The sequence below is a fragment of the Streptomyces sp. F001 genome, from assembly GCF_004187715.1.
Classification (GTDB): domain Bacteria; phylum Actinomycetota; class Actinomycetes; order Streptomycetales; family Streptomycetaceae; genus Streptomyces; species Streptomyces flavusporus.
This window is the reverse complement of the sequence record NZ_QZWF01000005.1, coordinates 405,048-430,222: the sequence shown is the minus strand read 5'-3', so window position 1 is coordinate 430,222 and position 25,175 is coordinate 405,048. Positions and strand designations below refer to the sequence as shown.

Genomic DNA, 25,175 nt, shown 5'->3' with positions numbered 1-25,175 from the left:
GACGCGGCCGCCAGCCCTTCATCCGTAAGCCGCTAACAGGAAACGGGACATATCGCCATGCTCGGGGAGTGTGGCGGCGTGCGAGCCGCTGGTAACCCGGTCGCATGTGCCGTACACGGACCGCTAGCGTGCCGTTCATGACCACTTCGGATGCCGGAACTTCACGAGCTCATCCCCGTTTCGCCGAGGCCCTCGACGCGCTGGGGCTCCGTGAACTGCACGGCCGTGTCCGCCGGTTCCCGGACGCGACCCGTACCGCCGCCGAGGCCGCCGCCGCGATCGGGTGCGAGCTGAGCCAGATCTGCAAGTCGCTGGTCTTCGCGGCGGACGGGGTCCCGGTGCTCGTCCTCATGGACGGGGCGTCCCGCGTCGACGTGGAGCTCGTGCGGCGGGAGCTCGGCGCCGCGAAGGTCATGCGGGCCGGCGCCGACGTCGTACGGGAGACAACGGGGTATGCCATCGGGGGCGTACCGCCGTTCGGGCACCGGACGGCGACGCGGGTGCTCGCCGACCGGTCGCTGCTCGACCATGACGTGGTGTGGGCCGCCGCCGGGACGCCGTACACCGTGTTCCCGATGGAACCCAGGGCGCTGATCGCCCATGCCGGCGGCACCCTGGTGGACGTGCGCGAGCGGGCTGCGTGACGCCGCTGGTCACGGCGGCCGTGCTGCTGGCCGCCGTTGCCCACGCGAGCTGGAACGCGATCGCCCACCGCATCACCGACAAGCTGGTCGGGTTCGCGCTCATCTCGGGCGGAGGCCTGGTCATCGGGCTCGCGCTCGTGCCGTTCGTGGCCTTCCCGGCCGTGCAGGCGTGGCCGTATCTCTTCGCCTCCGCCGCCATCCACATCGCCTACTACGCGCTGCTGATGACGTCCTTCCGGCTCGGCGACTTCGGGCAGGCGTATCCGATCGCGCGCGGCAGTGCGCCGCTGGCCGTCACCGTGCTCGCCGCCGTCTTCGCACACGAGGTGCCGGACGGCTGGGTGGTCGCCGGCATCGCGCTGAGCTGCGCGGGACTCACCGGCGCCGCGCTGTGGGGGCTGCGCGGGCGGCGGCCGGACTGGGCGGCGATCGGGGCGGCGCTGGCGACCGGGCTGTCGATCGCGGCGTACACGGTGGTGGACGGGCTGGGCGTGCGGGCGTCCGGCTCGCCCCTCGGGTACGTCGCGTGGCTCATGGCGGTGCAGGGAATGGTGATACCGGCGTACGCCGTGTACCGCTGGCGTACGCAGACGCCCGCGCGCCTGCGGCCGTTCCTCGGGCTCGGACTGCTGGGCGCGGGGCTGTCCGTGGGGGCGTACGCGCTGATCCTGTGGGCGCAGACCCGCGCGGAACTCGCGCCCATCTCCGCCCTGCGCGAGTCCTCGGTCATCGTGGGCGCGGCCATCGGGGCGGTGGTGTTCAAGGAGCGGTTCGGTACGCCGCGGATCGTGGCCGCCGGGCTGCTGGTGGCCGGGATCGGGTTGATGCTGCGGTGAGTTGAGGAGGGTGACCGGCCGTTCGGTCTTGTTCGGCGGTCAGTGGTGTCGGCCTGCGGCTCAGGCCACCGTGAGCCGGCCCGTCGCCGGCTCCCGGGGTGCCGGGCGGGCGATGCCGGACAGGTCGTGGGTACGGACGCTGTTGCGGTCGGTGACCGAGCGGCCGAGGGCGTAGTGCGGCCACAGGCCGCCCGCCACCCGGCGGCTGCGTTCGGCCCAGGCACGCGCGGGGGCGTCGCGGGGCGTGTAGTGGTTGAGGGCGTAGCCGCCGGAGTGGAGCCGGAGCAGGCTGAAGCCGCCGGGATAGTCCTTGACGGCGCTGACCTCCTGGAAGGTGACGTGCGGGGCCTGCGGCAGCACCGTGCGTTTGTTGCGGTGGGTGTGGCCGGCGTGGTGGAGGAAGACGCCGCGCGCGGCGGCGTACGCGGTGAGGATCGCGCGTGCGTCACGCCGGGACAGGCGCTGGCCCGCGCTCACCGGGAAGAGCGAGTCCCGGACCGTGAGGGGGTGGTGGCCGAAGACGAGCGTCGGCTGTTCCCTCGCCTCCCGCAGTCGCGTCCGCAGCCATGACAGCTGTTCCGCACCCAGCCCGCCCGCGTCGGCGCCGGTGCCCGTCTTCGCGTAGGTGTCGAGGCCGATGATGCGCAGTCCGCCCAGGTCATGGGCGAAGTAGGGGAGGCCGGGGAAGCCCGTCCGGAACGCGTCGCCGTCGGGTCCGGCCCGGTCGTGGTTGCCGCGTACGACGAAGTAGTCGCGGCCGAGGGCGCCGAAACCGTCCAGGATGCGGCGGGCCGTGGCCAGGTCGCGGGGCGCGCCGCCCGCCGATATGTCCCCGGCGGCCAGCAGAAGGTGCGCACCGCGGCGCCGTGCCTCCCTCACCACGGCTCGGGTGGTGATCTCCGGGTACGGTGCTCGGCCCGGCGCTTGGGAGACGCCGCGCAGCAGGGGCAGGCCGGCCACCAGACCGGCCGTGGTCTCGCCGAGGTGAAGGTCGTTGCAGAGGGCCAGGGAGAGCAGGTGGCGGCCGGGCGGGGCTGGGGAGTGGTGAAGGAGTAGGGCCGCCGGGGAGCCGAGGCCGTGCCGGGAGGTGCCGACGGCGTTGCCGCCGGTCAGGTGGAGCGGGGTGGGCGTGGCGGCGACGCCCCGGGAACGGGCCTGGTAGTAGTACGTCTGGCCGGGCTCCAGGCCGGTGAGTTCGATGTGATGGTGGGCGGTGGGGCGGTCCTCGCCCGCGACCCGGTTCAGCCGCGCGGGATGGGTGCCGTACACCACCTCGCCCTCGGTGATCGCCGGCACCATCCGGCCGAGGCCGTCGTCGGTGCCGGGCACGCCGGTGAACCAGGTGAGGACGGCGTGGTCCTCGGTGAGGGTGACCAGTTCCAGGTGGACGGCGGCGACGGCGTCGGGTGCCGGGCGTGGCGGGGGCCGGGGTGCGCAGGCCGTGCAGGAGGACGGGGCGAGCAACGCGGCGGAGCGCAGGACGTGATGGGGGGCGGGGAGCGCAGACAGGGCGGACAGAGCGGAGAGGCAGCAGCGCATGCCGTCTTCGTGCCCTGCGGCAGTGAACGGCGGCCGTGGTCACGGCGGCGGCATCGGGTCCGGAGCGCGGCAAGTGCGATGGAAGCGCGACAACTCGGGCATCGAAGGGGCACCCTGGAAGCAGCCCTGGAAACACGGGTTCCGGAGGAGATCGTCATGATGCACACCGCTGTGGGATGGCATGTCGAACTGGAGTTTCAGGAGGACGACACGCACACGAAGGCAGCCGCGTTGGTGCGCTTGCCCGACGGGAGTGAGGTTCGAGCCCACGGGCACGCCAGCCGGCACCACACCGACCCTAATCAGCCAAGGGTCGGCGAGGAGATCGCTGGGGCGCGGGCGCTCAACGAGCTCGCGATGCAGCTGCTCACCAAGGCGCACGGCGAGATCGACTCGGTGTCCGGGCGGACGTCGCACCCGATTCACGTCTGATCGCCGTACGTCCTAGTCGTACGTCTCGGCAGTTACGTCCTGGCCGTACGCACAACCGGAGGTGGCCGTCAGGTCGCCCGACCGGGGGAAAGGCCTGGTCAAACGGGCCCAGGGCGGTTCACGGGAGGCGGCGACGCGGCACGATCGGCGCATGACGCAACAGCCTCTGAGCCGACGCCGTGCGCTCGGCACCGTCGCCGCCACCAGTCTGGCCGCCCTGTTCACCGCCGGTGCCCCCCGGGCGGCGGCCGCCACGAGCCGGCCGGCGCCCCTTGCCGGCGGGACCTACACCATCGCCAAGAACCCCGGGCAGCTCCTCACCGCCCAGGGCGTCGACGAACCGCTCGTCATCCTGCCGCCCGGTGCGGCGCCGGGCGCCCAGGAGTGGGAGGTGGTGCGGCTCACCCACGGCAACATCGCCCTGCGTAACATCCGGCAGAACACCTACGTGGGCCATCAGGGCACGTTCCGGCCGCACCGGTTCGCCGTGACGACGAGCACCCCGTACGAGTGGGGGCTGAGCCCGGCGCTGCACACGGGCAGGGGCTTCCTCGCCTTCCACCTCCAGGCTCCCGACAGCGAACTGGTCCTCGACCGGAGCCCGTTGGCGGTCTACCCGCCCCGCGTCGACCTTCAGCTCCCCCGGAAGGGCGACGTGCGTCAGGCGTGGCAGTTCCGGGCCGTCACGAAGTGACCCACCCGTGGTCGCTGTGTGGTTGCTACGCGATGGCTTGGCGTACCGCGCGCACCAGTGCCTGTGCCCTCGGGTCCGCCGTGACGCTCTTGCGGAAGCCGTTCGTGACATAGCCGAAGGCGATGCCGGCCTCCGGGTCGGCGAACCCGAGGGCGCCGCCGCGGCCCGGGTGGCCGAAGGAGGCCGGGGAGAGCAGCGGGGAGGCGGCGCCGTCCAGCATGTAGCCGAGGCCGAAGCGGGTGGTGATGACAAGGGTGCGGTCGGGGCCCGCGGACTGCTCGGCGCGGGCGAGTTCGGCCGTCTCCGGGGTGAACAGGCGCTGCCCGCCGTCCACGTCGCCGATCAGCGCGGCGTAGAAGCGGGACAGGCCCTCCGCCGTGGCGATGCCGTTGGAGGCGGGGAGGGCGGCGGCGCGGTAGGCGGGGTCGTTCTCGTCGGGCAGGGGCGTGATCGCGGCGAAGGCGCGGCGGGTGAGGGACGCGGGGTCGGCGTAGGCGTCGGCCACGGCTCGCTTGGGGCGCGTCCTCAGTGCGCCGGCCGGCTCCGGGGGCGCGACCTGCCCGACGCGTCCGACCCGGGCGGCCTGGTCCGCGGGGAGCCCGAGCCACAGGTCGGCGCCGACCGGGCCCGCGATCTCGTCCGCGATCCACTCACCGACCTCACGCCCGGTGACCCGCCGTATCAGCTCGCCGACCAGCCAGCTGTACGTCTGCGCGTGGTACCCGTGGTCCGCTCCCGGCTCCCACACCGGCGTCTGCGCGGCCACCGCCGCGGCGCCGAGGTCCGGGTCGGCCGCCTCCGACGGGGTCAGCGGACGGTCCAGGACCGGCACCCCCGCGCGATGCGTGAGCAGATGCCGTACGAGGGTCCGCTCCTTGCCGGCCGCCTTGTACTCCGGCCACCACTCGCCGACCGGCGCGTCCAGGTCCAGCTCGCCGCGCTGCTGCAGCAGCAGGAGTGCGGCGGCGGCGACGCCCTTGGTCGCCGAGCGCACGATCTGCGCGGTGCCCTGCTCCCACGGCTCACTGCCGTCGACGTCCTTCGTGCCGCCCCACAGGTCGACGACCTTGTGCCCGTCGCGGTGGACGACCACGGCCGCGCCGCGGTCGCCGAGCGCCTCGAAGTTCTGTACGAACGCTGCCCTGACCGGCTCGAAGCCCTCGGCAACCGTGCCGTGCACATCCACGTCCGCACTCCGTTCACTCACGCCTGTGACGGTGGGTGCAGCGCGGACGTACGGCCGGCGATTCCTTGGTTCCGGGTGGTTTTCGTCACCCCAGCAGAATCGTGACGTCGATGTTGCCGCGGGTCGCGTTCGAGTACGGGCAGACCTCGTGGGCCGCGTCGACCAGCTTCGTGGCGATGTCCGGGTCGAGGACGGGCAGGGAGACGCTGAGCGCGACCGCGAGGCCGTAGCCGCGCTGCTTGTTGGGGCCGATGCCGACCTTCGCGGCGACCGCGGAACCCGACAGGTCGTAGCCCGCCCGACGGCCGACCAGGACCAGCGCGTTGTGGAAGCAGGAGCTGTAGCCGGCCGCGAACAGCTGCTCCGGGTTGGTGCCGTTGCCGTCGCCGCCGAGCTCCGGAGGCATCGCCACCTTCAGTTCGATCTGGCCGTCCTGACTGGTGACATAGCCGTCCCGGCCGCCGTGCGCGGTGGCCTCGGCAACGTACATGATCTTCGTCGGGCGGGTGTCGAGGACGGTGTCGACGGCGGTCTCGACAGCGGTGTCTTCGGTCACGGCAGGACCTCCCCCAGAGCGGACACAACGGCAGGCAGCACAGCGGCGTGCAAGTACATCGTGCACAAGGTACTGGCGGGTAGGGCTTGTTGGGCTACTGGGGGGTAGTGACCGGGGGTAACAGGGCGCGTGGTGCGCTGTGCGCGTCGTCAGCGGGCGCTCTCGGCCGCCGCTCCCGCCCGCTGCGCGAGCTGCCACAACTCCTCGCGCAACCGTGCGACCTCCGCCGCGCCGAGCCCCGTCGTCGCGAGCAGCGCGCCCGGCACGCGAGTCGCACGCTCCCTCAGTTCCTCCGCGCGCCCCGTGCAGGCAACCAGCACCGAGCGCTCGTCGTGCGCCGCGCGCTCCCGGCGTACGAGCCCCGCCGCCGCAAGCCGCTTGAGCAGTGGTGACACCGTCCCGTAGTCGAGCCGGAGCGCCGCCGCCAGCTCCTTGACCGTGGTCTCGCCGCGCTCCCACAGGACGAGCAGCACGAGGTACTGCGGGTAGGTCAGACCGAGCTCGTCGAGGAGCGGGCGGTACGCGGCCGTCACCGCGCGCTGGGCGGCGTACAGCGCGAAGCACAGCTGCTCGTCCAGCAGCAGCGACCCGGCGTCCTCGTGTTCCGTCACGTGCCCATTGTCACGGACGCCGGGGGACGGCGGTCACGGAAACGCATCACGCGGGCCCCGACCCGGCCGGCACCGACCGTGGGTCGAAGCCGAAGGGCAGCTCCAGACGGTGCGCCCGCATGAGCGCGTCGTCGCCGAGCAGGTCGCCGGTCGGACCGTCGGCGGCGATGACGCCGTCGCTCAGGATCAGCGAGCGCGGGCACAACTCGAGGGCGTACGGCAGGTCGTGGGTGACCATGAGCACGGTCACGTCCAGGGACCGCAGGATGTCGGCCAGTTCGCGACGGGAGGCCGGGTCGAGGTTGGAGGACGGCTCGTCCAGGACGAGGATCTCCGGCTCCATGGCCAGCACGGTCGCGACGGCCACCCGGCGCCGCTGCCCGAAGGACAGATGGTGCGGGGGCCGGTCCTGGAAGTCGGCCATCCCCACCTGGTCCAGCGCTCGCTGCACGCGCGCCTGGAGTTCCGCCCCCGTCAGCCCGGCCGCAGCCGGCCCGAAGGCGACGTCCTCGCGGACGGTCGGCATGAAGAGCTGGTCGTCGGGGTCCTGGAAGACGATGCCGACGCGGCGCCGGATCTCGGCCATGTTCTTCTTGCCGACGGGCAGCCCGGCGACCCGTACCGAGCCCGTGCCGCCGGTGAGGATGCCGTTGAGATGGAGCACCAGCGTGGTCTTGCCGGCCCCGTTCGGCCCGAGCAGCGCGACCCGTTCGCCGCGCTCGACGCGGAAGTCCACGCCGAAGAGGGCCTGGTGCCCGTCGGGGTAGGCGAAGGCGAGGCCGGAGACCTCCAAAGAAGCAGTCACAGGACCCATCCCAGCAGACAGACGACAAGAGCGGCACACGGCAGCGCGAGGGCGTACGACCACTGCGCCCGGGACGCGGTCACCTCGTCGATCACCGGCATCACACCGGCGTAGCCCCGGCTGACCATCGCGAGATGCACGCGCTCACCGCGCTCGTAGGAGCGGATGAACAGGGCCCCGGCGGACTTCGCCAGCACCCCCCAGTGCCGTATGCCGCGCGCCTCGAAGCCCCGTGACTCCCGCGCGATGCGCATCCGCCGCATCTCGTCGGTGATGAGATCGCCGTACCGGATCATGAACGACGCGATCTGCACCAGCAGCGGCGGCAGCTTCAGCCGCTGCAGGCCGAGCAGCAGCTCCCGCAGTTCGGTGGTGGAGGCCAGCAGCACGGACGCGGCGACGCCCAGCGTGCCCTTGGCGAGCACGTTCCAGGCGCCCCACAGTCCGCTGACGCTCAGCGACATGCCCAGCACCTCGGTGCGCTCGCCCTCCGCAACGAACGGCAGGAGCACGGCGAACGCGACGAACGGCACCTCGATCAGCAGCCGTTTGAGCAGAAAACCGGCGGGCACGCGCGCGACGGCGGCGACGGCGCCCAGCAGCACGGCGTACGCCCCGAACGCCCACATCGCCTCCCGCGGGGTGGACACCACGACCACGACGAAGGCGAAGCCGGCGGCGAGCTTGGTGTGCGGCGGCAGGGCGTGCACGGGTGAGGACCCCGCCCGGTAGAGCTTGTGGGCGTGGCCCGCACCCATGTCAGACGCCCGTGTTCGTGTTCGTGGGTGAGACGGGCGACACGTCGGTTCCCTCGTCGCTGCGCCGGCGGCGCACCGCCCAGAAGATGCCGCTGCCCGCGACGACGGTGACGCCGACCCCGATCACACCGGCGAGACCGCCGGACAGACGGGCGTTGTCGATGTCCTTGACGCCGTAGTCGGCGAGCGGGGAGTCGGCGATGTCGTGTTCCTCGGCGGACTCGGCGAAGCCCTTGTCCTCGGCGACCTTCTCCAGACCGTCGGGGCTGGCGGAGGCGTAGAAGCTGACGAAACCGGCGAGGACGAGGGAGGTGACCAGGCCGGCGAGCCAGACCTTGCGGTGAGAGCGCGTGGCGAGGGCGACCGGCTCCGCGGCGGGCGCGTCGACGAGTTCGCCGCCGACCCGCAGCTTCAGCGGCCGGCGCAGGTCACGGGCGCCGTACACGAGGTCCGGCCGGACGGCGACGACGGCGCCGACGGTGAGCGCGGTGATCGCGGCCTCGCCGATGCCGATGAGGATGTGGACGCCGACCATGGCGGTGGTGACCTTGCCGAGGGAGACGTCGGTGGTGCCGCCGATCGCGTAGAGCAGCGTGAAGGCGAGGGCGGCGGCCGGCACCGACACCAGGGCGGCGACGAAGGAGGCCGCGGTGATCGAGCGCCGGCTGCGCGGCAGCACCTTCACCAGGCCGCGGAAGACGACGTAGGCGACGACGACACCGACGATCGCCATGTCGGTGATGTTCACGCCCAGTGCGGTCAGGCCGCCGTCCGCGAAGAGGATGCCCTGCATCAGCAGGACCACGGATATGCACAGGACGCCGGTGTAGGGGCCGACGAGTATCGCGGCGAGGGCACCGCCCAGCAGATGTCCGCTGGTCCCGGCCGCGACCGGGAAGTTCAGCATCTGCACCGCGAAGATGAACGCCGCCACGAGACCGGCCAGCGGCGCGGTGCGCTCGTCGAGTTCGCGGCGCGCGCCACGCAGACTGACGGCGACGGCGCCCGCGGCGACGACGCCGGCCACGGCGGAGGTGGGGGCGTTGATGAATCCGTCAGGTACATGCACCGTTCGATGATAGTGGCTTAATGCGAATGTCTTGCAAGAGCGAGGCAGTCTCCCGTTGCTTCATGCGCGTGCATAGGACATCGCCCGTCCGGCGAGCATAATCCCGAAAATATGGGACATTGGAGTGGAAGTGGATGCATAGCTTCCGCACAGCTCACGCAGGGTGAAAGGGCCGTCCGATGTCTGTAGTCGAACAGTACGCACGAGCCCAGATCGTCACGGACGAGGACGTCCAGATACTCGAGGAGAAGGGAGCGGTTCCGGTCGTTCTGCGCTACGACCCCGACATCGACCCGCGCGCGGTCCGCATACGTCTGCCCGGCCCGCACGAGTGGTCCTTCTCCCGGTCCCTGCTCGAACAGGGCCTGCGCGCACCGGCCGGCGACGGCGAGGTACGGGTGTGGCCGTGCGGGCGGGTGCAGGCTGTGGTCGAGTTCCACTCCGCGCAGGGCACGGCGGTCGTGCAGCTCGACATGAAGACCCTGATCCGCTTCCTGCGCCGGACGTACCTGGCGGCTGCGACGCCGGTACACAGCTGAGCAGGTCGGGCGAAGTGCCCTGAAGGGGCGCGGGGAACTGCGCGACCAGCCACGATGGCGCCGCAGACGACCGACGGCCCATGCCAGCACTCCCAGCGGAGCGCTTGCGCGTCAGCCGCCCTGCTTCAGCAGCGCCGCCACGATCGGTCCCGCCGTCTCCCCGCCGTGCCCGCTCGACTGGACGACGCCCGCGGCGGCGAGGTCACCCCGGTACGCCGTGAACCAGCCGTTGGGCTTCTTCTGACCGTCGACCTCGGCGGAGCCGGTCTTCGCACCGACGTCACCGGTGACTCCCGCCATCGCCTCCGCCGCCGTACCGTACGCCGCCGTGTAGGCCATCAGCTCCCGCAGCTGCGACAGGGCGGACGCGGACAGCGTGCGCGAGGCCGTGGCCAGCTTGCGTCCGTCCACCGACGGGGCGACCAGGTACGGCTGGTGGAAGACGCCCGACTTGATCGTCGCCGACACCGATGCCATGTTCAGCGGGTTCATCCGCACCCCGCCCTGCCCGATGAGCGACGCCGCCATCTGGGCGTCGGACTGCACCGGCACGGCGCCGTCGAAGGTCGGTACGCCGACCGACCAGTTGTTCTGCGACAGGCCGAACACCTGCTGCGCCTGCTTGGTCAGATCGTCGTCGGCCAGTTCGGGCGCCTGGCTGATGAACGCCGTGTTGCAGGACCGCGCGAAGCTCGCCTTGAACGTCCCGCCCTTGATCTGGAACTTGTCGTCGTTCTGGAACTTCCAGCCCCCGTACGAGAAGTATTTGGGGCACGGATGCTGCTTGTCCGAGGACGCCAGCCCCTTCTCGATCAGCAGTGATGACGTGATGACCTTCATCGTCGAACCGGGCGCCAGCGAGCCCTGGAAGGCGGTGTTGAAGCCGCGGGAGGCGTTCGCGACCGCCAGGATCTCGCCCGTCGAGGGCCGCAGCACGACCACCGACGCCCGCGCCTTCGAGGCGACCTGGTCCTCCGCCGCCGCCTGCATCGACGGGCTGAGCGTCGTCTTCACCTTGCCTGGTGTGCCCTCGCTCAGCTCCAGCAGCGTCTTGTCGGACAGCTCCTTGGCCTGGGAGGCCTTCCCGCGGACCACCTGGAGCTCGACGCCCGCCTTGCCGCCCGCCGTCTTGCCGTACTTCTCGCGCAGCCCGTCCAGCACCGGCGCCAGCGACGGGTACTCCTTCGTCGTCAGCTCCCCGCCGTCCCGGTCCAGCGCCGTCACCGGCGGGGTCCCGGACTCGCCGGTCACCAGCCGGTCACCGGAACGCAGGTCGGGGTGCACGACGGACGGCTCCCAGGCGACGATCGGCGTGCCGTCCGCCTCTTGTCGTACGACCTTCAGTGAACTCTCGTACGACAGCGGCTTGCTGACCCCCTTGTACGACACCGTGCCCTTCACGGTGAACGGGAGCCGGTCGCCCGTGCGGGTGCCGGGGGTGAGCGTGACGTCCTCGATGTGGGCGTCCTTGGCGTAGGCGGTCAGCAGGGCCTTCGCCGCGGTGGCGTCGTCCGTGGCGGCCGCCGCCTGCGGCACCCGGCCCTGCTGCCAGGCCGTGAGGAACTCCTGGGCGGCGGTGGTGACCTCGGTGGCCGACAGCGGGCCGGTCTTCACGGACTTCTTCCCGCCGGCGGAGGTCGCCGACGTGCCGTCCTCGGCCGCGGCCCCGCCACCGAACAGCGCGTAGGCGCCGATCCCGGCACCGCCGACGACCACGGCGATCATCCCGCCGATGACGGCGGGCTTCGTCTTCCGTCGCTCGGCGACGCGCCTTCTCTTGCCCACTGCTTCCCGATCCTCCGCGCATTCCCGGGTCCCACCGCCCCGCATGGCCGGCTACGACCCCGTGCGGCCGTACCGGCCTCGTAGCACTCACAGTCCCCAACGACGGCCCCACCCTAGAGTCCCGTCCTGTGCGGGTGAGATGTGGGTGACATCAGCCACCCGCCCGCAGGACGGCCGCCACGATCGGACCGGCCGCGTCACCGCCGCGACCGCCCTGCTGAGCCATGGCCGCCGCCGCAACGTCGTTGCGATAGCCAGTGAACCAGCTGTTGGCCTTGGCCTGCCCGTCCACCTCCGCCGAACCGGTCTTCGCCCCGATGTCGCCGCCCAGCCGGGACATCACACCGGCCGCGGTGCCGCTGGTGGCGGTGCGGTTCATCATGGCGCGCAGCTGGGCGACGGTGCTGCCCGACAGGCCCTGCGCCCGGGCCAGTTCACGGTCGTCGAGGCGCTGCGGCACGATCACCGGCTGCCGGAACGTGCCCGTCATCGCTGTCGACGTCACCGAGGCCATGTTCAGCGGGCTCATCTGGACCTGGCCCTGGCCGATCATGTTGGCCGCGGTGTCCGGGCCGCCGGCGGCGGGGACCGAGCCGTCGAAGGAGGGGATGCCGACCTTCCAGTTGTCCTGGCCGAGCCCGAAGCGTTCCTGCGCCTCCTTGGTCAGGGAGTCCACCTGCACCTCGTCCGCGAACTTGATGAAGGCCGTGTTGCAGGAGCGGGCGAAGCTCTCGGAGAGGGTCGCGTTCTCGTTCGGCGTCATGCCGGTGATGTTGTGGAAGGTCTGGCTTTCCGAGATCGCCGAGTCGGGACAGGGCGCAGGACCGTTCATGCTGGTGAGCTCGTTGTCGATGAGCATGGCCGCGCTGAGGATCTTCATCGTGGAGCCGGGCGCCACCTGGCCGAGGAACGCCGCGTTCCAGCCGTCCGTGCGGTTGTTGGCGACCGCCAGCACCTCGCCGGTGCTCGGTTTGACGGCGACCACGGACGACTCGTCGTACTCCTTGACCGCCTTCTCGGCCGCCGCCTGCACGCTCGCGCTGAGGGTCGTCGGCAGTCTGCCCGGCTTGCCCTCGGACAGGGTCAGCAGCGAGGTGTCGGCCGCCTCGCCCGCCGTGTGCCGGACGGCGAGTTCGACGCCGGGGGTGCCGCCGGCCTTGTCGCCGTAGCGGGCGCGCAGCTCGTCCAGGATCGGGCCCAGCGAGGGGTACTTCTCCTTCGTCAGGACGGTGCCGTCGCGGTCGACCGCCTCGATGGGCGGGTTCGCCGCCTCCTCGGTGACGAGGGTGTCGCCGTCTTTCAGGGCGGGATGGACGACGGACGGCTTCCAGTCGACCAGCGCCCGCCCGGTGGTGACCCCGCGGACGACGGTGAGGCGGCTGTCGTACGCGAGCGGCTTGGACTTCCCGTCGTACGACACCGTCGCCTTCACCGAGAAGGGGACCGTACGGCCGGTCGCCTCACCGGGCGTGATCTTCACGGCGGTGAGGTGCGCGTCCTGCCCGAAGGAGGTCAGCAGCGGCTCGGCCTCCGACGCGTTGTTCGTGTACGACGCCGCCTTCGCGCCCTGCGCCTTCTCCCACGCGGCGAAGAACGCGCGGGTCGTCTCCTCGACCTCCGCACTGCTGGGCGGCCCGGTCTTGACGGCCTCCTGGCCGGCCGAGCCGGCCGAGCCGTCACCGTTCAGCGCGGACACGAGGTTGAAGGCGCCGTACCCGGCCCCTCCCACCATCACGACGAACACACTGCCGACGACGGCAGCCTTGACCCCCTTGCGCACGATGCGCCCCCTCCCCCTACTCGATCTCCGCACTCTAGGCGGGAGCTGCGAAGGGAGGGGCGGCTGTTTCTCAGATTGTTAGACCGGCCGTCAGACCCAGGTGTCCAGCCACATTCGTGAACGCCAGTCGTCGATCGGGATCGCGGTGCCGGTGTACAGGGGCCAGAAGTAGATGAAGTTCCACGCGATCAGCAGCACCAGTACGCCCGCACCCGTCGCGCCCGCCACCCGGCGGGTGTCGCTCGAGCGGGCCGGGCCGATCAGCGCACCGGCCAGCATCGCCACTGCCAGACAGAGGAACGGCACGAAGACCACGGCGTAGAAGAAGAAGATCGTCCGCTCCTGGTACATGAACCAGGGCAGATAACCCGCCACGATCCCGCAGGCGATCGCGCCCGCCCGCCAGTCGCGGCGGAAGAACCAGCGCCACAGGACGTACAGGAGGGCGAAGCAGGCCACCCACCACAGCATCGGCGTGCCCAGCGCCAGCACCTCGCGGGCGCACTTCTCGCCGGCGTCGACCGGGCAGCCGTCCTTGCCGGGGGCCGGCGACTCGTAGAAGTACGACACCGGGCGGCCGGTGACGAGCCAGCTCCACGGGTTGGACTGGTACGTGTGCGGCGAGGAGAGGCCGACGTGGAACTCGTACACCTGGTGCTCGTAGTGCCACAGGCTGCGCCACCAGTCCGGGAACAGCCAGGACCAGCTGCTGTTCTTGCCGTCGGTCGCGGCCCAGTTGCGGTAGTAGCCGCCGGAACCGTCGGTGGCGGAGAGGATCCAGCCGGTCCAGGAGGCGAGGTAGGTGGCGACGGCGACCGGCACCGTGCACAGGAACGCCCAGCCCAGATCGCGCTTGATCACCGCCATGTACGGGTGGCGGGCGCCCGCGACCCGGCGCGAGCCGACGTCCCACAGCACCGCCAGCACGCAGAACGCCGCCAGGATGTACAGGCCGTTCCACTTGGTGCCGAGGGCCAGGCCCAGCATCAGGCCCGCCGCCAGCCGCCAGGGGCGCCAGCCGATCCGCGTGTTCTCCGCCGTGTCCGCGTCCGGGCGGACCCTGCCGTCGGCGTCCGCCCGGAGCGCGGCGGCCAGTTTCTCCCGCGCCTTGTCGCGGTCGATCAGCAGACAGCCGAACGCCGCCAGCACGAAGAACATCAGCACACCGTCGAGCAGCGCCGTACGGCTCATCACGAAGTGCAGACCGTCCACCGCCATCAGCGCGCCCGCGAGACAGCCGAGGAACGTGGAGCGGAAGAGGCGGCGGCCGATGCGGCAGAGCATCAGGACGGAGAGGGTGCCCAGCAGCGCGGTCATGAACCGCCAGCCGAACGGGTTGAACCCGAACATCAGCTCGCCGAGCCCGATGACGTACTTGCCGACCGGCGGATGCACGACATACGCCGCGTCCGTCGGGATCGGGACGTTCCCGTTCGAGGAGAGGATGAGGTCGTTGACGTTCTTGTCCCAGTTGACCTCGAACCCGCGGTGGACGATCGCCCACGCGTCCTTGGCGTAGTACGTCTCGTCGAATATCACCGCCTTCGGGTTGCCCAGGTTCCAGAACCGCAGCACGCCCGCGAACAGCGTCACCAGCAGCGGACCGCCCCAGCCCGCCCAGCGGACGAGCCGTTCGGCGAGCGTGTGCCGGATGCCGAGGCTCGCCCACAGCCGCGGGGAGGGCTCGGTGTACGGCGGCACCAGCCGGTCCCGGACATCGCCGCGGGATCCCGACGGCACGTATCCGAAACGGCGCAGCCGCTGCTGCCACGAGGGCCGCTGCTCGTGGGGGGTCTGCTCCTGCCGGGTGTCCGTGGAGGACGCGGTACTGGTCACCGCGCCATCGTAGGGAACAGGTCTGTGGGAGTCCCGTGGACCGCCCCTGCGAGGATGGAAACGTGACTGGAACCCTTGTACTGGCAGGCACCCCCATCGGCGACATTGCGGACGCCCCGCCCCGGCTCGCCGAGGAGCTGGCCGGGGCCGACGTGGTCGCCGCCGAGGACACGCGGCGGCTGCGGCGGCTCACCCAGGCGCTGGGTGTCACGCCCAAGGGGCGCGTCGTGTCGTACTTCGAAGGCAACGAAGCCGCCCGTACGCCGGAACTGGTCGAGGAACTGCTCGGCGGCGCGCGCGTGCTGCTGGTGACGGACGCCGGGATGCCATCGGTGTCGGACCCGGGGTACCGGCTGGTCGCGGCGGCCGTGGAGAAGGACATCAAGGTCACGGCCGTGCCCGGTCCGTCCGCCGTACTCACCGCGCTCGCACTGTCCGGGCTGCCCGTGGACCGGTTCTGCTTCGAGGGGTTCCTGCCGCGCAAGGCGGGGGAGCGGCTGTCACGGCTGCGGGAGGTCTCCGGCGAGCGCCGGACGCTCGTCTACTTCGAGGCCCCGCATCGGCTCGACGACACGCTCGCCGCGATGGCCGAGGTGTTCGGGGCGGAGCGGCGGGCCGCCGTGTGCCGGGAGCTGACCAAGACGTACGAGGAGGTCAGGCGGGGTTCGCTGGGGGAGCTCGCGGAATGGGCCGCAGGGGTGCGGGGGGAGATCACCGTGTGGTCGAGGGGCAGGGGTGCCTCCGGCGGTTGACTCGGAAGAGCTTGTGCGGCGGGTGCGGGTGCGGGAGGAAGCGGGGGAGCGGCGCAAGGAGGCGATTGCTGCGGTGGCGGTGGAGGCGGGGGTGCCGAAGCGGGTTGTCTTCGACGCGGTGGTTGCAGCCAAGCGCCGTTGATGGTTGGGGGTCGTGGCGGTCTGCGGGTTTGTGGGGGCTTGTCGCGCCCACGCGGCGGAGCCGCATATCGTCACAGCCCCGCGCCCCTTTGGGGCGCTGTCCCACGCGTGGGTAAAGAGCGCGGGCGTTTTGGCAAGGTACGGCCAAGTCCGGCCCAATACTGGACAGGTTTCGTGCGTTCGCTCCCGCCCGGGAGTCCACTGGGTGGCGGGACGTAATCCGTCCCTCCAGCGGACAACAGGAGCTGGTGATGAGTGAGATCACTGGACAGACCGGCCTTCGCAACGGGGCGACCGCCGTGGTCAACGAGTCGTATTCCTTCGCCTGCATGCGCTGCGGGCACGGCTGGGAGCAGTCGTACGAGATCGAGCACCACACGGACGCGGAGGGCCGCGAGTTCGTGATGTACGTGGCGGACGGGCGGGTGGTGCCGTCGCCGCTGAGCCGGCCCACGTGCCGGAACTGTGACGGGCATGTGGTGCGCATCATGCGGGCCGGGCAGGTGTCGTCGGTCCGTGATGCGGCGCGCCGGCGCGGGCCGGTCCCTCCGGCGAGGTCCGCCGAGGCGCCGACGGGTGACGGGGAGCACCGCCACCACTGGCACCTGTCCGATCTCCTGCACCCGTTCCAGCGCCGGGCGAGCTGAGACGGCCGGCGGCTCGGGGGAGGCGTGGCCCTTTCGTAGGATCGGGGCATGCCTTCCCCCGCCGAAGCCCCGCCCCTGCCCGAACCCCTCCGGGTGCCGGTCGCCGACTCCCACACCCACCTCGACATGCAGTCCGGCACGGTGGAGGAGGGTCTTGCGAAGGCCGCGTCCGTCGGTGTGACGACGGTGGTGCAGGTGGGGTGCGATGTGAACGGCTCCCGGTGGGCGGCCGAGACGGCGGCGGCGTACGAGAACGTCCACGCGGCCGTCGCGCTGCATCCCAACGAGGCCCCGCGCATCGTCCACGGGGATCCTGACGGCTGGTCGCGGCAGGGGGCGCGCGAGCCGGGCGGTGACGCCGGGCTCGACGAGGCGCTCGCCGAGATCGACCGGCTGGCCGCGCTGCCGCACGTGAAGGCGGTCGGCGAGACGGGACTGGACTACTTCCGCACCGGGCCCGAGGGCAAGGAGGCGCAGGAGCGGTCCTTCCGCGCCCACATCGAGATCGCCAAGCGGCACGGCAAGGCGCTGGTCATCCACGACCGAGAGGCTCATGCGGATGTGCTGCGGGTCCTGAAGGAGGAGGGCGCGCCCGAGCGGACCGTCTTCCACTGCTACTCCGGTGACGCGGAGATGGCGGAGCTGTGCGCCCGCGCCGGCTACTACATGTCCTTCGCCGGAAACGTCACCTTCAAGAACGCCCAGAACCTGCGTGACGCGCTCGCCGTGGCCCCGCTGGAGCTGGTGCTGGTGGAGACCGACGCGCCGTTCCTGACGCCGGCGCCGTACCGCGGACGGCCCAACGCCCCGTATCTCGTTCCGGTCACGGTACGCGCGATGGCTGCCGTGCGCGGCATCGACGAGGACGCCCTGGCGACGGCCCTCGGTGCGAACACGGCGCGTGCCTTCGGTTACCGACCCATAACGCACCACGCTGTGTAGTCGCGTCGTTTTGGAGAGTGACGACCGCTCGGCTAGGTTCTGGGGGCCCGATCCGGACCCCTCCGGCCCCTGGAGCGTGTCGGTGTGAGCAACTCGCAGTTCGAGATGTACAAGCCGTATGAGCCGTATGAGCCGTATGAGTCGTACAGGCCATATGAGACCCACGAGGCGTATGGCACCTATGAGCCGTCGGCGTACGCCGGTTTTGATGTGCACAGTGCGCCGACGCTGGCATATGGCGCCACGTATGACACATACGACACGTGCGACACAGACGATGACACATACCGGCCCGCTTACGAGAGGCCCGATCCTGTGCTGCCCCGGCAGGGCGGGTCGCGCGCCGGAGTGGAGCGGCGGGGTGGGCGCCGGCGCAGGGGGCGGTACGCCGAGCGCGCGGACGGCTCCGTGCGCCGCCTGCTCCCGCAGGCACTGGTCGTCGCCTTCCTCGCCGGCGGCACCACCGCGTTCGTCGCCGAGGACAAGGCCGTCGAGCTGAGCGTCGACGGCGAACCGCGCCGACTGCACACCTTCGCCGACGATGTGACCGAGCTGCTCGCAGAGGAGGGCGTGGAGGTGGGGGCGCACGACGTGGTCACACCCGCCCCCGGCACGGAACTCGCCAACGGCGACGAGATCGCCGTGCACTACGGGCGCCCCGTCCGGCTCACCCTCGACGGCGAACGGCGCGAGGTGTGGACGACGGCGCGCACGGTGGAAGGGGCGCTCAAGCAGTTCGGGGTGCGTGCGGAGGGCGCGTACCTGTCCGCGTCGCGCTCCCGGCGTATCGGGCGTGCGGGCCTCACGCTCGACGTACGCACCGAGCGGTCCGTGACGATCATGGCGGACGGCCGCGCCCGCACCATCCGCACCAACGCCGCCACCGTGGGCGAGGCCGTCGACGAGGCCGGGATCACCCTGCACGGCCAGGACACGACCTCCGTCCCGGCCGACAGCTTCCCGCGCGACGGGCAGACGGTCAGCGTGCTGCGGATCACCGCCGCGAGGGAGGTGATCGAGGAGCAGATCCCGTTCCAGGTGCGGCGGATCGAGGATCCGACGGTTTTCCGGGGCACGGAGGTCATCGAGCGGGCCGGGCAGCCGGGCCTGCGCCGGATCACGTACTCCGTGCGCAGCGTGAACGGGGTCCGGCAGAAGCCGCGACGGATCGGCTCCGAGGTCGTGCGCGAGCCGACCACGCAGGTGGTGAAGGTGGGGACGCAGCCGTTGCCGACGTCCGTGCAGAGCGCCGACCACCTCAACTGGCAGGGCCTCGCGGCATGCGAGTCCGGCGGCCGCCCCGGCGCGGTCGACACCTCGGGAACGTACGGCGGCCTCTACCAGTTCGACACCCACACCTGGCACAGCCTGGGCGGCACCGGCCGCCCCCAGGACGCCCCGGCCACCGAACAAACCCTCCGGGCAAAGAAGCTCTACGTACGCCGAGGCACGGCCCCCTGGCCACACTGCGGGAACCGCCTGCACTCGTGACCCCCCGTAGCTGCGGGCAGTCGTGCCTCCCCCAGTGCCTCAAGGGCCTGGGAGGTGCCCCCAGGGCGGCACGGGTGGGCGATGGGGGTCCCCCCTCGAGCGAAGCGAGAGTGGGGAGGCACCCCGCCAACGCCGGGCTGCGCCCCGCCGCCCAGCCCCACCCCGAGCAACCGAAGCACCCGGCCCACCTACGCCCGTACCCTTCGGGTGAGCAGCCCCACCCCGACGCCCTCCTGGGCCCCGCCGACGTCCGAGAACTCGCGGCCGCCCTAGGCGTACGCCCCACCAAACAACGCGGCCAGAACTTCGTCATCGACGCCAACACGGTCCGCCGTATCGTCCGCACCGCGGACGTCCGCCCCGACGACGTGGTCGTCGAGGTCGGCCCGGGGCTCGGCTCCCTCACCCTCGCCCTGCTCGAGGTCGCCGACCGCGTCACCGCCGTGGAGATCGACGACGTACTCGCCGCAGCACTGCCCGCGACGATCGCGGCCCGCATGCCGGACCGCGCGGAGCGCTTCGCGCTGGTGCACTCCGACGCGATGCATGTGACCGAGCTGCCGGGCCCGCCCCCGACCGCGCTGGTCGCCAACCTCCCCTACAACGTCGCCGTGCCCGTCCTGCTGCACATGCTGGACACCTTCCCGAGCATCGAGCGCACCCTCGTGATGGTGCAGGCCGAGGTCGCCGACCGGCTCGCCGCGGCGCCCGGCTCGAAGGTGTACGGCGTGCCGTCCGTGAAGGCGAACTGGTACGCCGAGGTCAAGCGGGCCGGCGCCATCGGCCGCAACGTCTTCTGGCCCGCGCCCAACGTCGACAGCGGGCTCGTCTCGTTCACCCGCCGCCCCGAGCCGCTGAAGACCACCGCCACGAAGCGCGAGGTGTTCACCGTGATCGACGCGGCGTTCGCCCAGCGCCGCAAGACCCTGCGGGCCGCGCTCGCCGGGTGGGCAGGTTCGGCGGCGGCCGCCGAGGCGGCGCTCGTCGCGGCCGGGGTCTCGCCGCAGGCGCGTGGTGAGGCGCTGACCGTCGAGGAGTTCGCCCGTATCGCGGAGCACAAGGAAGCCGGCGCCCAGCACAAGGAGTCCGAGTAAGTGAGCGCGAGCGTCACCGTACGCGTCCCCGCCAAGGTCAACGTCCAGCTCGCGGTCGGCGCCGCCCGCCCCGACGGCTTCCACGACCTGGCCAACGTCTTCCTGGCGGTCGGGCTGTACGACGAGGTCACGGTCACCGCGGCCGACGAGCTCCGCGTCACCTGCGACGGCCCGGACGCCGGCCAGGTCCCCCTGGACCGCACGAACCTCGCGGCCCGCGCGGCCGAAGCGCTGGCCGTGCGGTACGGCCGCACCCCGGACGTGCACATCCACATCGCCAAGGACATCCCGGTCGCCGGCGGCATGGCGGGCGGCAGCGCGGACGGTGCGGGTGCGCTGCTGGCCTGCGACGCACTGTGGGGCACGGGCGCCTCCCGTGACGAACTGCTCGACATCTGCGCCGAGTTGGGCAGCGACGTGCCGTTCAGCCTGGTCGGCGGGGCGGCTCTGGGTACGGGACGCGGCGAGAAGCTGACGACGCTCGAAGTCGGCGGCACCTTCCACTGGGTGTTCGCGATGGCGGACCGGGGGCTGTCGACCCCGGCGGTCTTCCGGGAGTTCGACCGGCTCGGCGCGGGCATGGACATCCCCGAGCCGCTCGCCTCCCAGGCACTCCTCGACGCCCTGGCCGAGGGCGACCCGGACGCGCTCGCCGCCGCCGTGTCCAACGACCTCCAGCCGGCCGCCCTTTCCCTGTTCCCCGAGCTCGCCGACACCCTCGCGGCCGGCCGCGCCGCCGGCGCCCTCACCGCGCTGGTCTCCGGCTCCGGTCCGACGACCGCCTTCCTCGCCCGCGACCCCGAGTCCGCGGCGAAGGTGGCCGAGGCGCTGAGCGTGTCGGGGACGTGCCGGACGGTGCGTACGGCTTCGGGGCCGGCGCCGGGGGCGACGGTGCTCGGCTGACCACGGCGCCGGTGCCTGGCAGCGCCTGACCGCCGGCTGCGCGACCGCGAGGACGGCGGTACGGCGCTCGTCGCGGCCGACGCCGACCCGGCGGCCACCGTGCGGGGCATCTACGAGGGCCGCTACTTTGGCGACGACGGCCTGCTCACCGCGGTCCGCGCGACAGCGGCACCCCGCTGACCTGCGCGTATCGGTCACCTCCCGGCGCGGACTACGCTGGGAGGCTGACCGATCCCCGCGAGCAGGAGCGAAATGGCCGTCAATCTGGTCAATGTCGAGAACGTCAGCAAGGTGTACGGCACCCGCGCCCTTCTCGACGGCATCTCCCTGGGCGTCTCGGAAGGGGACCGCATCGGCGTCGTCGGCCGCAACGGCGACGGCAAGACCACGCTGATCCGGATGCTCGGCAAGCTGGAGGAGGCCGACACCGGCCGGGTCACCCACTCCGGCGGCCTGCGCATGGGCGTGCTCACCCAGCACGACTCCCTCGACCCCGAAGCCACCGTCCGCCACGAGGTGATCGGCGACATGGCCGACCACGAGTGGGCGGGCAACGCCAAGGTCAGGGACGTGCTCACCGGTCTGTTCGGCGGGCTCGACCTGCCGGGGTTCCCGAAGGGCCTCGACACGGTCATCGGGCCGCTCTCCGGTGGCGAGCGGCGGCGTATCGCGCTCGCCAAGCTGCTCATCGACGAGCAGGACCTGATCGTCCTCGACGAGCCCACCAACCACCTCGACGTCGAGGGCATCTCCTGGCTGGCGCAGCACCTGCGCGAGCGCCGCTCGGCCCTGGTCTGCGTCACCCACGACCGTTGGTTCCTCGACCAGGTCTGCACCCGCATGTGGGACGTCCAGCGTGGCGCGGTGTACGAGTACGAGGGCGGCTACTCCGACTACGTCTTCGCCCGCGCCGAGCGCGAGCGGATCGCCGCGACCGAGGAGGTCAAGCGGCAGAACCTGGTCCGCAAGGAGCTGGCCTGGCTGCGCCGCGGCGCCCCCGCCCGTACGTCCAAGCCGCGCTTTCGCGTGGAGGCCGCCAACGAGCTGATCAAGGACGTACCACCGCCCCGGGACAGCTCCGAGCTGATGAAGTTCGCCTCCTCCCGGCTCGGCAGGACGGTCTTCGACCTGGAGGACATCACCGTCCAGGCCGGTCCCAAGGTGCTGCTCAAGCACGTCACCTGGCACCTCGGCCCCGGCGACCGCATCGGCCTGGTCGGCGTCAACGGCGCCGGCAAGACCTCCCTGCTGCGCGCCATGGCCGACGCGGCCCGCACGGAGGGCGAGGCGCAGCCGGCGGGCGGGCGGATCGCCGTGGGCAAGACGGTCAAGCTCGCGTACCTGTCGCAGGAGGTCGCCGAGCTGGACCCGACCTGGCGGGTCCTGGAAGCCGTCCAGCGGGTGCGTGAGCGCGTCGACCTCGGCAAGGGGCGCGAGATGACCGCGGGCCAGCTGTGCGAGACGTTCGGTTTCAACAAGGAGAAGCAGTGGACGCCGGTCGGTGACCTGTCCGGCGGTGAGCGCCGCCGGCTCCAGCTGCTGCGCCTGCTCATGGACGAGCCCAACGTCCTCTTCCTCGACGAGCCGACCAACGACCTCGACATCGAGACCCTCACCCAGCTCGAGGACGTCCTCGACGGCTGGCCCGGCTCGATGATCGTCATCTCCCACGACCGGTTCTTCATCGAGCGCACCACCGACCGCGTGTACGCCCTCCTCGGCGACGGCACGCTGCGGATGCTGCCGCGCGGCATCGACGAGTACCTGGAGCGGCGCCGGAAGATGGAGGAGGCGTCCGCCGCGTCCGCCCCGGCCGCCCCGGCGAAGCCCGCCGCCGAGAAGAGCGCCGCCGACCAGCGTGCCGCCAAGAAGGAACTGCAGAAGATCGAGCGGCAGCTGGACCGGATCTCCGAGAAGGAGACCAAGCTGCACGCCCAAATCGCCGAGAACGCAACGGACTTCGCAAAGGTGGCCGAACTCGACGCCGAGCTGCGGCAGTTGACGGGGGAGCGCGAGGAGCTGGAGCTGCGCTGGCTCGAACTCGCCGAGGACGCCTGAGCACCTGGGCGCGGGGCGCGCACGCCTCGTGAAGGGCACGTGAAGGCGCGTAACGAGGGCATCACGGGCCGGTTCTCCCTTGGGAACAGGGGAGGATCCGGCCCCGTGTCGTGTCGGTCCCGGGTGATAGAAAGGCCGTCTGAGAACCGTCTGAGAAGCATGGATGTGGCGGAAACACAGCGCCACCGGGCGCGGGCCACATCGGGCACATGCTCATCAGCCACAAGGGGGAACCGCTGATGACCCAGCCGCCCAGCCAGCCGCCGAACGGCGGCTTCGGCGCGCCACAGGACCCGCCGCCGGGCGGCTTCGGCGCACCACAGGACCCGCGGCAGGGCACGCCCCCTCCGCCCGCCCAGCCGCCCCAGACGCCGCCGCCCCCGCAGGGCGCCCCGCAGCCGGGTTACGGCTATCCGCAGCAGCAGCCGGGCCCTTACGCCCAGCCGGGCCCGTACGGCACCCCCGGCCCCTACGGGCAGCCGAACGCCCAGGGCCCGTACGGCCAGCCGCAGCAGCCCGGCCCGTACGGCCAGCAGCCCGGCTACGGCTACCCCCAGCCCCAGTACCCCGGCGCCCAGCCGCCCGGCTCCGGCTCGCGCAACCCCTTCAAGGGCCGGCCCGCCCTGGTGATCGGTGCCGCGGTGGCGGCGCTGCTCGTCATCGGCGGCACCGTGTTCGCGGTGGCCGGCGGCGGTGACGACGACGGGAAGAAGAAGCCGGTCGCCGGGCCGAGCGACGACGCCGAGCCCACCGCCTCCGACGACCCGGTCAACCCCGGCGACGGAAGCGGTGACGGCGGCGAGGACCCGGAGGACCTCAACGCGGGCCGCCAGGCGGGCGAGGCGAAGGTGCTCTGGTACAAGGAGGCGCCCGACGCGCCCGGTTCCGGCGCCGACGCCCCCGGCATGTGGATCACCGACAAGACGGCGGTGAAGGCGGCGTACAAGCAGCTCCTCGCCTTCAACGTCGGTGACGGCAACCCCACTTGGGACCCCATCACCTTCCCGCAGAAGATCTGCGCGGCCACCCCGCAGAAGACGGCCGACGACAAGATCGTCGTGGCGTACATGAACGGCGCCAGCGACCGCGCCAAGTGCAACCAGATCCAGCAGGTCGACCTCAACACCGGCGCGAAGGGCTGGAGCGGCGAGGTCGCCGACGGCGCGCTGTTCGACAGTGCGCTCACCATCGAGCTGTCGCTGACCGGCAACACGCTGATGGTGGGCCGCTCGCAGTCCGGCACGGCGTACGACATGGCCGACGGCGACAAGCTGTTCGACAAGAAGAAGTACGGCGACGCCTGCTTCCCGACCGCGTTCGCGGGCGGCAGCCGGCTGATCTCCGTCGCGTCCTGCGGGGCGGCCACGTCGAACGAGCACGACGAGATCCAGGAGCTGGACCCGCGCACCGGCCGGGTCCTGTGGACCCAGAAGTTCGACAAGGGCTGGCGGGTCGCCCGCACCTACTCCGTGGACCCGCTGGTCGTCTACAGCACCAACGACGACAAGGACGCGTGGAACATCTCCACGCTCGACGCCAAGGGCGGGTTCCGCTCCCAGGTCGGCGTCGACGAGGACTTCGCCCCCGATTGCGGCTGGTCCGTCCTCCAGCGCGACCTGACCGGCTGCGGGGGCGTCGCCGCCGATGCGAACACGCTCTACCTGCCCACCGAGGCCACCGGCGGCGCCAACGAGATCGTCGCGATCAACCTCGCCAACGGCAAGGAGAAGTGGCGCGTCAAGTCCCCCGCGGACGAGTCGATGCTGCCGCTGAAGACCGAGGGCGGAAAGCTCATCGCCTACGTCGAGGCCTCCTACGACGCCGGCGGCCAGATCGTGTCCATCCCGACGACCGGCAGCAGCCACAAGCCGGCGAAGCTCCTGCAGAACCCCGCCGGCGCGGCGGACGTCGAGGACAGCTTCTTCTCGCGGGACATCGACTGGGTGGACGGCCGCTTCTACCTCTCCTCCACGCGCCTGTCCGGCGACGACGAGGCGAAAGAGAAGCTGATGCTCGCCTACGGCAAGTGACGCGCTCCCCCGACTTCCTCCGTCCCCGTATCTCAGAGGTACCCACG

22 protein-coding genes and 1 pseudogene are annotated in these 25,175 nt (G+C 71.6%); 13 read left to right on the top strand and 10 right to left on the bottom strand.

The genetic code is table 11. The features are described 5' to 3' along the window. Window positions 1-137: 137 nt before the first annotated feature. On the top strand, window positions 138-644 hold the full coding sequence (locus tag StrepF001_RS22130; RefSeq protein ID WP_129799948.1) for a YbaK/EbsC family protein: 507 nt from the start codon (window positions 138-140) through the stop codon (window positions 642-644). Beyond that, window positions 641-1,480, top strand: a complete 840-nt coding sequence (locus StrepF001_RS22125; protein WP_129799947.1) for a DMT family transporter — start codon at window positions 641-643, stop codon at window positions 1,478-1,480. Before StrepF001_RS22130 ends, StrepF001_RS22125 begins: the two co-directional genes overlap by 4 nt. A 60-nt stretch (window positions 1,481-1,540) precedes the next feature. Here the strand turns inward: StrepF001_RS22125 and StrepF001_RS22120 are convergent, their stop codons facing one another. After that, window positions 1,541-3,019: a metallophosphoesterase family protein gene (locus StrepF001_RS22120; RefSeq protein ID WP_129799946.1), complete on the bottom strand. Its 1,479-nt coding sequence runs from the start codon at window positions 3,017-3,019 to the stop codon at window positions 1,541-1,543. Window positions 3,020-3,175: 156 nt separating this feature from the next. On the opposite strand from StrepF001_RS22120, the gene StrepF001_RS22115 reads away from it, so the two are divergent. Both StrepF001_RS22115 and StrepF001_RS22110 read left to right on the top strand, forming a co-directional pair. Then, the gene (locus tag StrepF001_RS22115) at window positions 3,176-3,451 is read left to right on the top strand and encodes a DUF1876 domain-containing protein (protein WP_129799945.1); all 276 of its coding nucleotides are present in this window, start codon (window positions 3,176-3,178) and stop codon (window positions 3,449-3,451) included. Window positions 3,452-3,602: 151 nt separating this feature from the next. Continuing rightward, on the top strand, window positions 3,603-4,145 hold the full coding sequence (locus StrepF001_RS22110) for a hypothetical protein (RefSeq protein WP_129799944.1): 543 nt from the start codon (window positions 3,603-3,605) through the stop codon (window positions 4,143-4,145). A gap of 25 nt (window positions 4,146-4,170) precedes the next feature. Here the strand turns inward: StrepF001_RS22110 and StrepF001_RS22105 are convergent, their stop codons facing one another. The 6 genes from StrepF001_RS22105 to StrepF001_RS22080 all read right to left on the bottom strand — a co-directional run bounded on the left by StrepF001_RS22105 (window position 4,171) and on the right by StrepF001_RS22080 (window position 9,130). Beyond that, window positions 4,171-5,331, bottom strand: coding sequence for a serine hydrolase domain-containing protein (locus StrepF001_RS22105; RefSeq protein WP_129800097.1), 1,161 nt, complete (start codon window positions 5,329-5,331; stop codon window positions 4,171-4,173). Window positions 5,332-5,416: 85 nt separating this feature from the next. After that, window positions 5,417-5,887: an organic hydroperoxide resistance protein gene (locus tag StrepF001_RS22100; protein WP_129799943.1), complete on the bottom strand. Its 471-nt coding sequence runs from the start codon at window positions 5,885-5,887 to the stop codon at window positions 5,417-5,419. Between the two features lie 149 nt (window positions 5,888-6,036). Next, window positions 6,037-6,498, bottom strand: coding sequence for a MarR family transcriptional regulator (locus StrepF001_RS22095; RefSeq protein WP_129799942.1), 462 nt, complete (start codon window positions 6,496-6,498; stop codon window positions 6,037-6,039). 46 nt (window positions 6,499-6,544) lie between these two features. Then, on the bottom strand, window positions 6,545-7,312 hold the full coding sequence (locus StrepF001_RS22090; RefSeq protein ID WP_129799941.1) for an ABC transporter ATP-binding protein: 768 nt from the start codon (window positions 7,310-7,312) through the stop codon (window positions 6,545-6,547). Further along, window positions 7,300-8,061: a cobalt ECF transporter T component CbiQ gene (gene cbiQ / locus StrepF001_RS22085; protein ID WP_129799940.1), complete on the bottom strand. Its 762-nt coding sequence runs from the start codon at window positions 8,059-8,061 to the stop codon at window positions 7,300-7,302. The genes StrepF001_RS22090 and cbiQ overlap by 13 nt, the downstream gene beginning before the upstream one ends. Before the next feature lies 1 nt (window position 8,062). Beyond that, entirely contained in the window at window positions 8,063-9,130 is a 1,068-nt protein-coding gene (locus tag StrepF001_RS22080) for an energy-coupling factor ABC transporter permease (protein WP_129799939.1), read from the bottom strand. A 179-nt stretch (window positions 9,131-9,309) separates the two neighbouring features. On the opposite strand from StrepF001_RS22080, the gene StrepF001_RS22075 reads away from it, so the two are divergent. Continuing rightward, window positions 9,310-9,669: an SsgA family sporulation/cell division regulator gene (locus StrepF001_RS22075; RefSeq protein WP_129799938.1), complete on the top strand. Its 360-nt coding sequence runs from the start codon at window positions 9,310-9,312 to the stop codon at window positions 9,667-9,669. Window positions 9,670-9,780: 111 nt separating this feature from the next. On the opposite strand, the gene StrepF001_RS22070 is transcribed toward StrepF001_RS22075, so the two are convergent. The 3 genes from StrepF001_RS22070 to StrepF001_RS22060 all read right to left on the bottom strand — a co-directional run bounded on the left by StrepF001_RS22070 (window position 9,781) and on the right by StrepF001_RS22060 (window position 15,070). Then, a complete protein-coding gene (locus StrepF001_RS22070) occupies window positions 9,781-11,454 on the bottom strand; it encodes a penicillin-binding transpeptidase domain-containing protein (protein ID WP_129799937.1) in 1,674 nt (557 codons plus the stop codon). Window positions 11,455-11,605: 151 nt separating this feature from the next. Then, window positions 11,606-13,234: a penicillin-binding transpeptidase domain-containing protein gene (locus tag StrepF001_RS22065; protein WP_129799936.1), complete on the bottom strand. Its 1,629-nt coding sequence runs from the start codon at window positions 13,232-13,234 to the stop codon at window positions 11,606-11,608. Window positions 13,235-13,324: 90 nt separating this feature from the next. After that, window positions 13,325-15,070 carry a phospholipid carrier-dependent glycosyltransferase gene (locus StrepF001_RS22060; RefSeq protein WP_129799935.1) on the bottom strand — a complete coding sequence of 582 codons (1,746 nt, stop codon included), beginning with the start codon at window positions 15,068-15,070 and terminating at the stop codon, window positions 13,325-13,327. Between the two features lie 62 nt (window positions 15,071-15,132). On the opposite strand from StrepF001_RS22060, the pseudogene rsmI reads away from it, so the two are divergent. From rsmI to StrepF001_RS22020, 8 genes and pseudogenes are all read left to right on the top strand, one after another. Then, a pseudogene (gene rsmI / locus StrepF001_RS22055) lies at window positions 15,133-15,964 on the top strand (16S rRNA (cytidine(1402)-2'-O)-methyltransferase). 250 nt (window positions 15,965-16,214) lie between these two features. Beyond that, the gene (locus StrepF001_RS22050) at window positions 16,215-16,610 is read left to right on the top strand and encodes a hypothetical protein (RefSeq protein WP_129799934.1); all 396 of its coding nucleotides are present in this window, start codon (window positions 16,215-16,217) and stop codon (window positions 16,608-16,610) included. 48 nt (window positions 16,611-16,658) lie between these two features. Beyond that, window positions 16,659-17,552, top strand: a complete 894-nt coding sequence (locus StrepF001_RS22045) for a TatD family hydrolase (RefSeq protein WP_129799933.1) — start codon at window positions 16,659-16,661, stop codon at window positions 17,550-17,552. 84 nt (window positions 17,553-17,636) lie between these two features. After that, window positions 17,637-19,043: a resuscitation-promoting factor gene (locus tag StrepF001_RS22040; protein ID WP_129799932.1), complete on the top strand. Its 1,407-nt coding sequence runs from the start codon at window positions 17,637-17,639 to the stop codon at window positions 19,041-19,043. A gap of 233 nt (window positions 19,044-19,276) precedes the next feature. Continuing rightward, complete coding sequence (gene rsmA, locus StrepF001_RS22035) at window positions 19,277-20,137, top strand: 16S rRNA (adenine(1518)-N(6)/adenine(1519)-N(6))-dimethyltransferase RsmA (RefSeq protein WP_129800096.1); 861 nt, start codon at window positions 19,277-19,279, stop codon at window positions 20,135-20,137. After that, entirely contained in the window at window positions 20,138-21,040 is a 903-nt protein-coding gene (locus StrepF001_RS22030; protein ID WP_129799931.1) for a 4-(cytidine 5'-diphospho)-2-C-methyl-D-erythritol kinase, read from the top strand. A 252-nt stretch (window positions 21,041-21,292) separates the two neighbouring features. Next, window positions 21,293-23,098 (top strand): ABC-F family ATP-binding cassette domain-containing protein, encoded by a 1,806-nt coding sequence (locus tag StrepF001_RS22025; RefSeq protein ID WP_129799930.1) that lies wholly within the window; start codon window positions 21,293-21,295, stop codon window positions 23,096-23,098. A gap of 239 nt (window positions 23,099-23,337) precedes the next feature. Further along, a complete protein-coding gene (locus StrepF001_RS22020) occupies window positions 23,338-25,128 on the top strand; it encodes a PQQ-binding-like beta-propeller repeat protein (protein WP_129800095.1) in 1,791 nt (596 codons plus the stop codon). Window positions 25,129-25,175 lie beyond the last annotated feature (47 nt).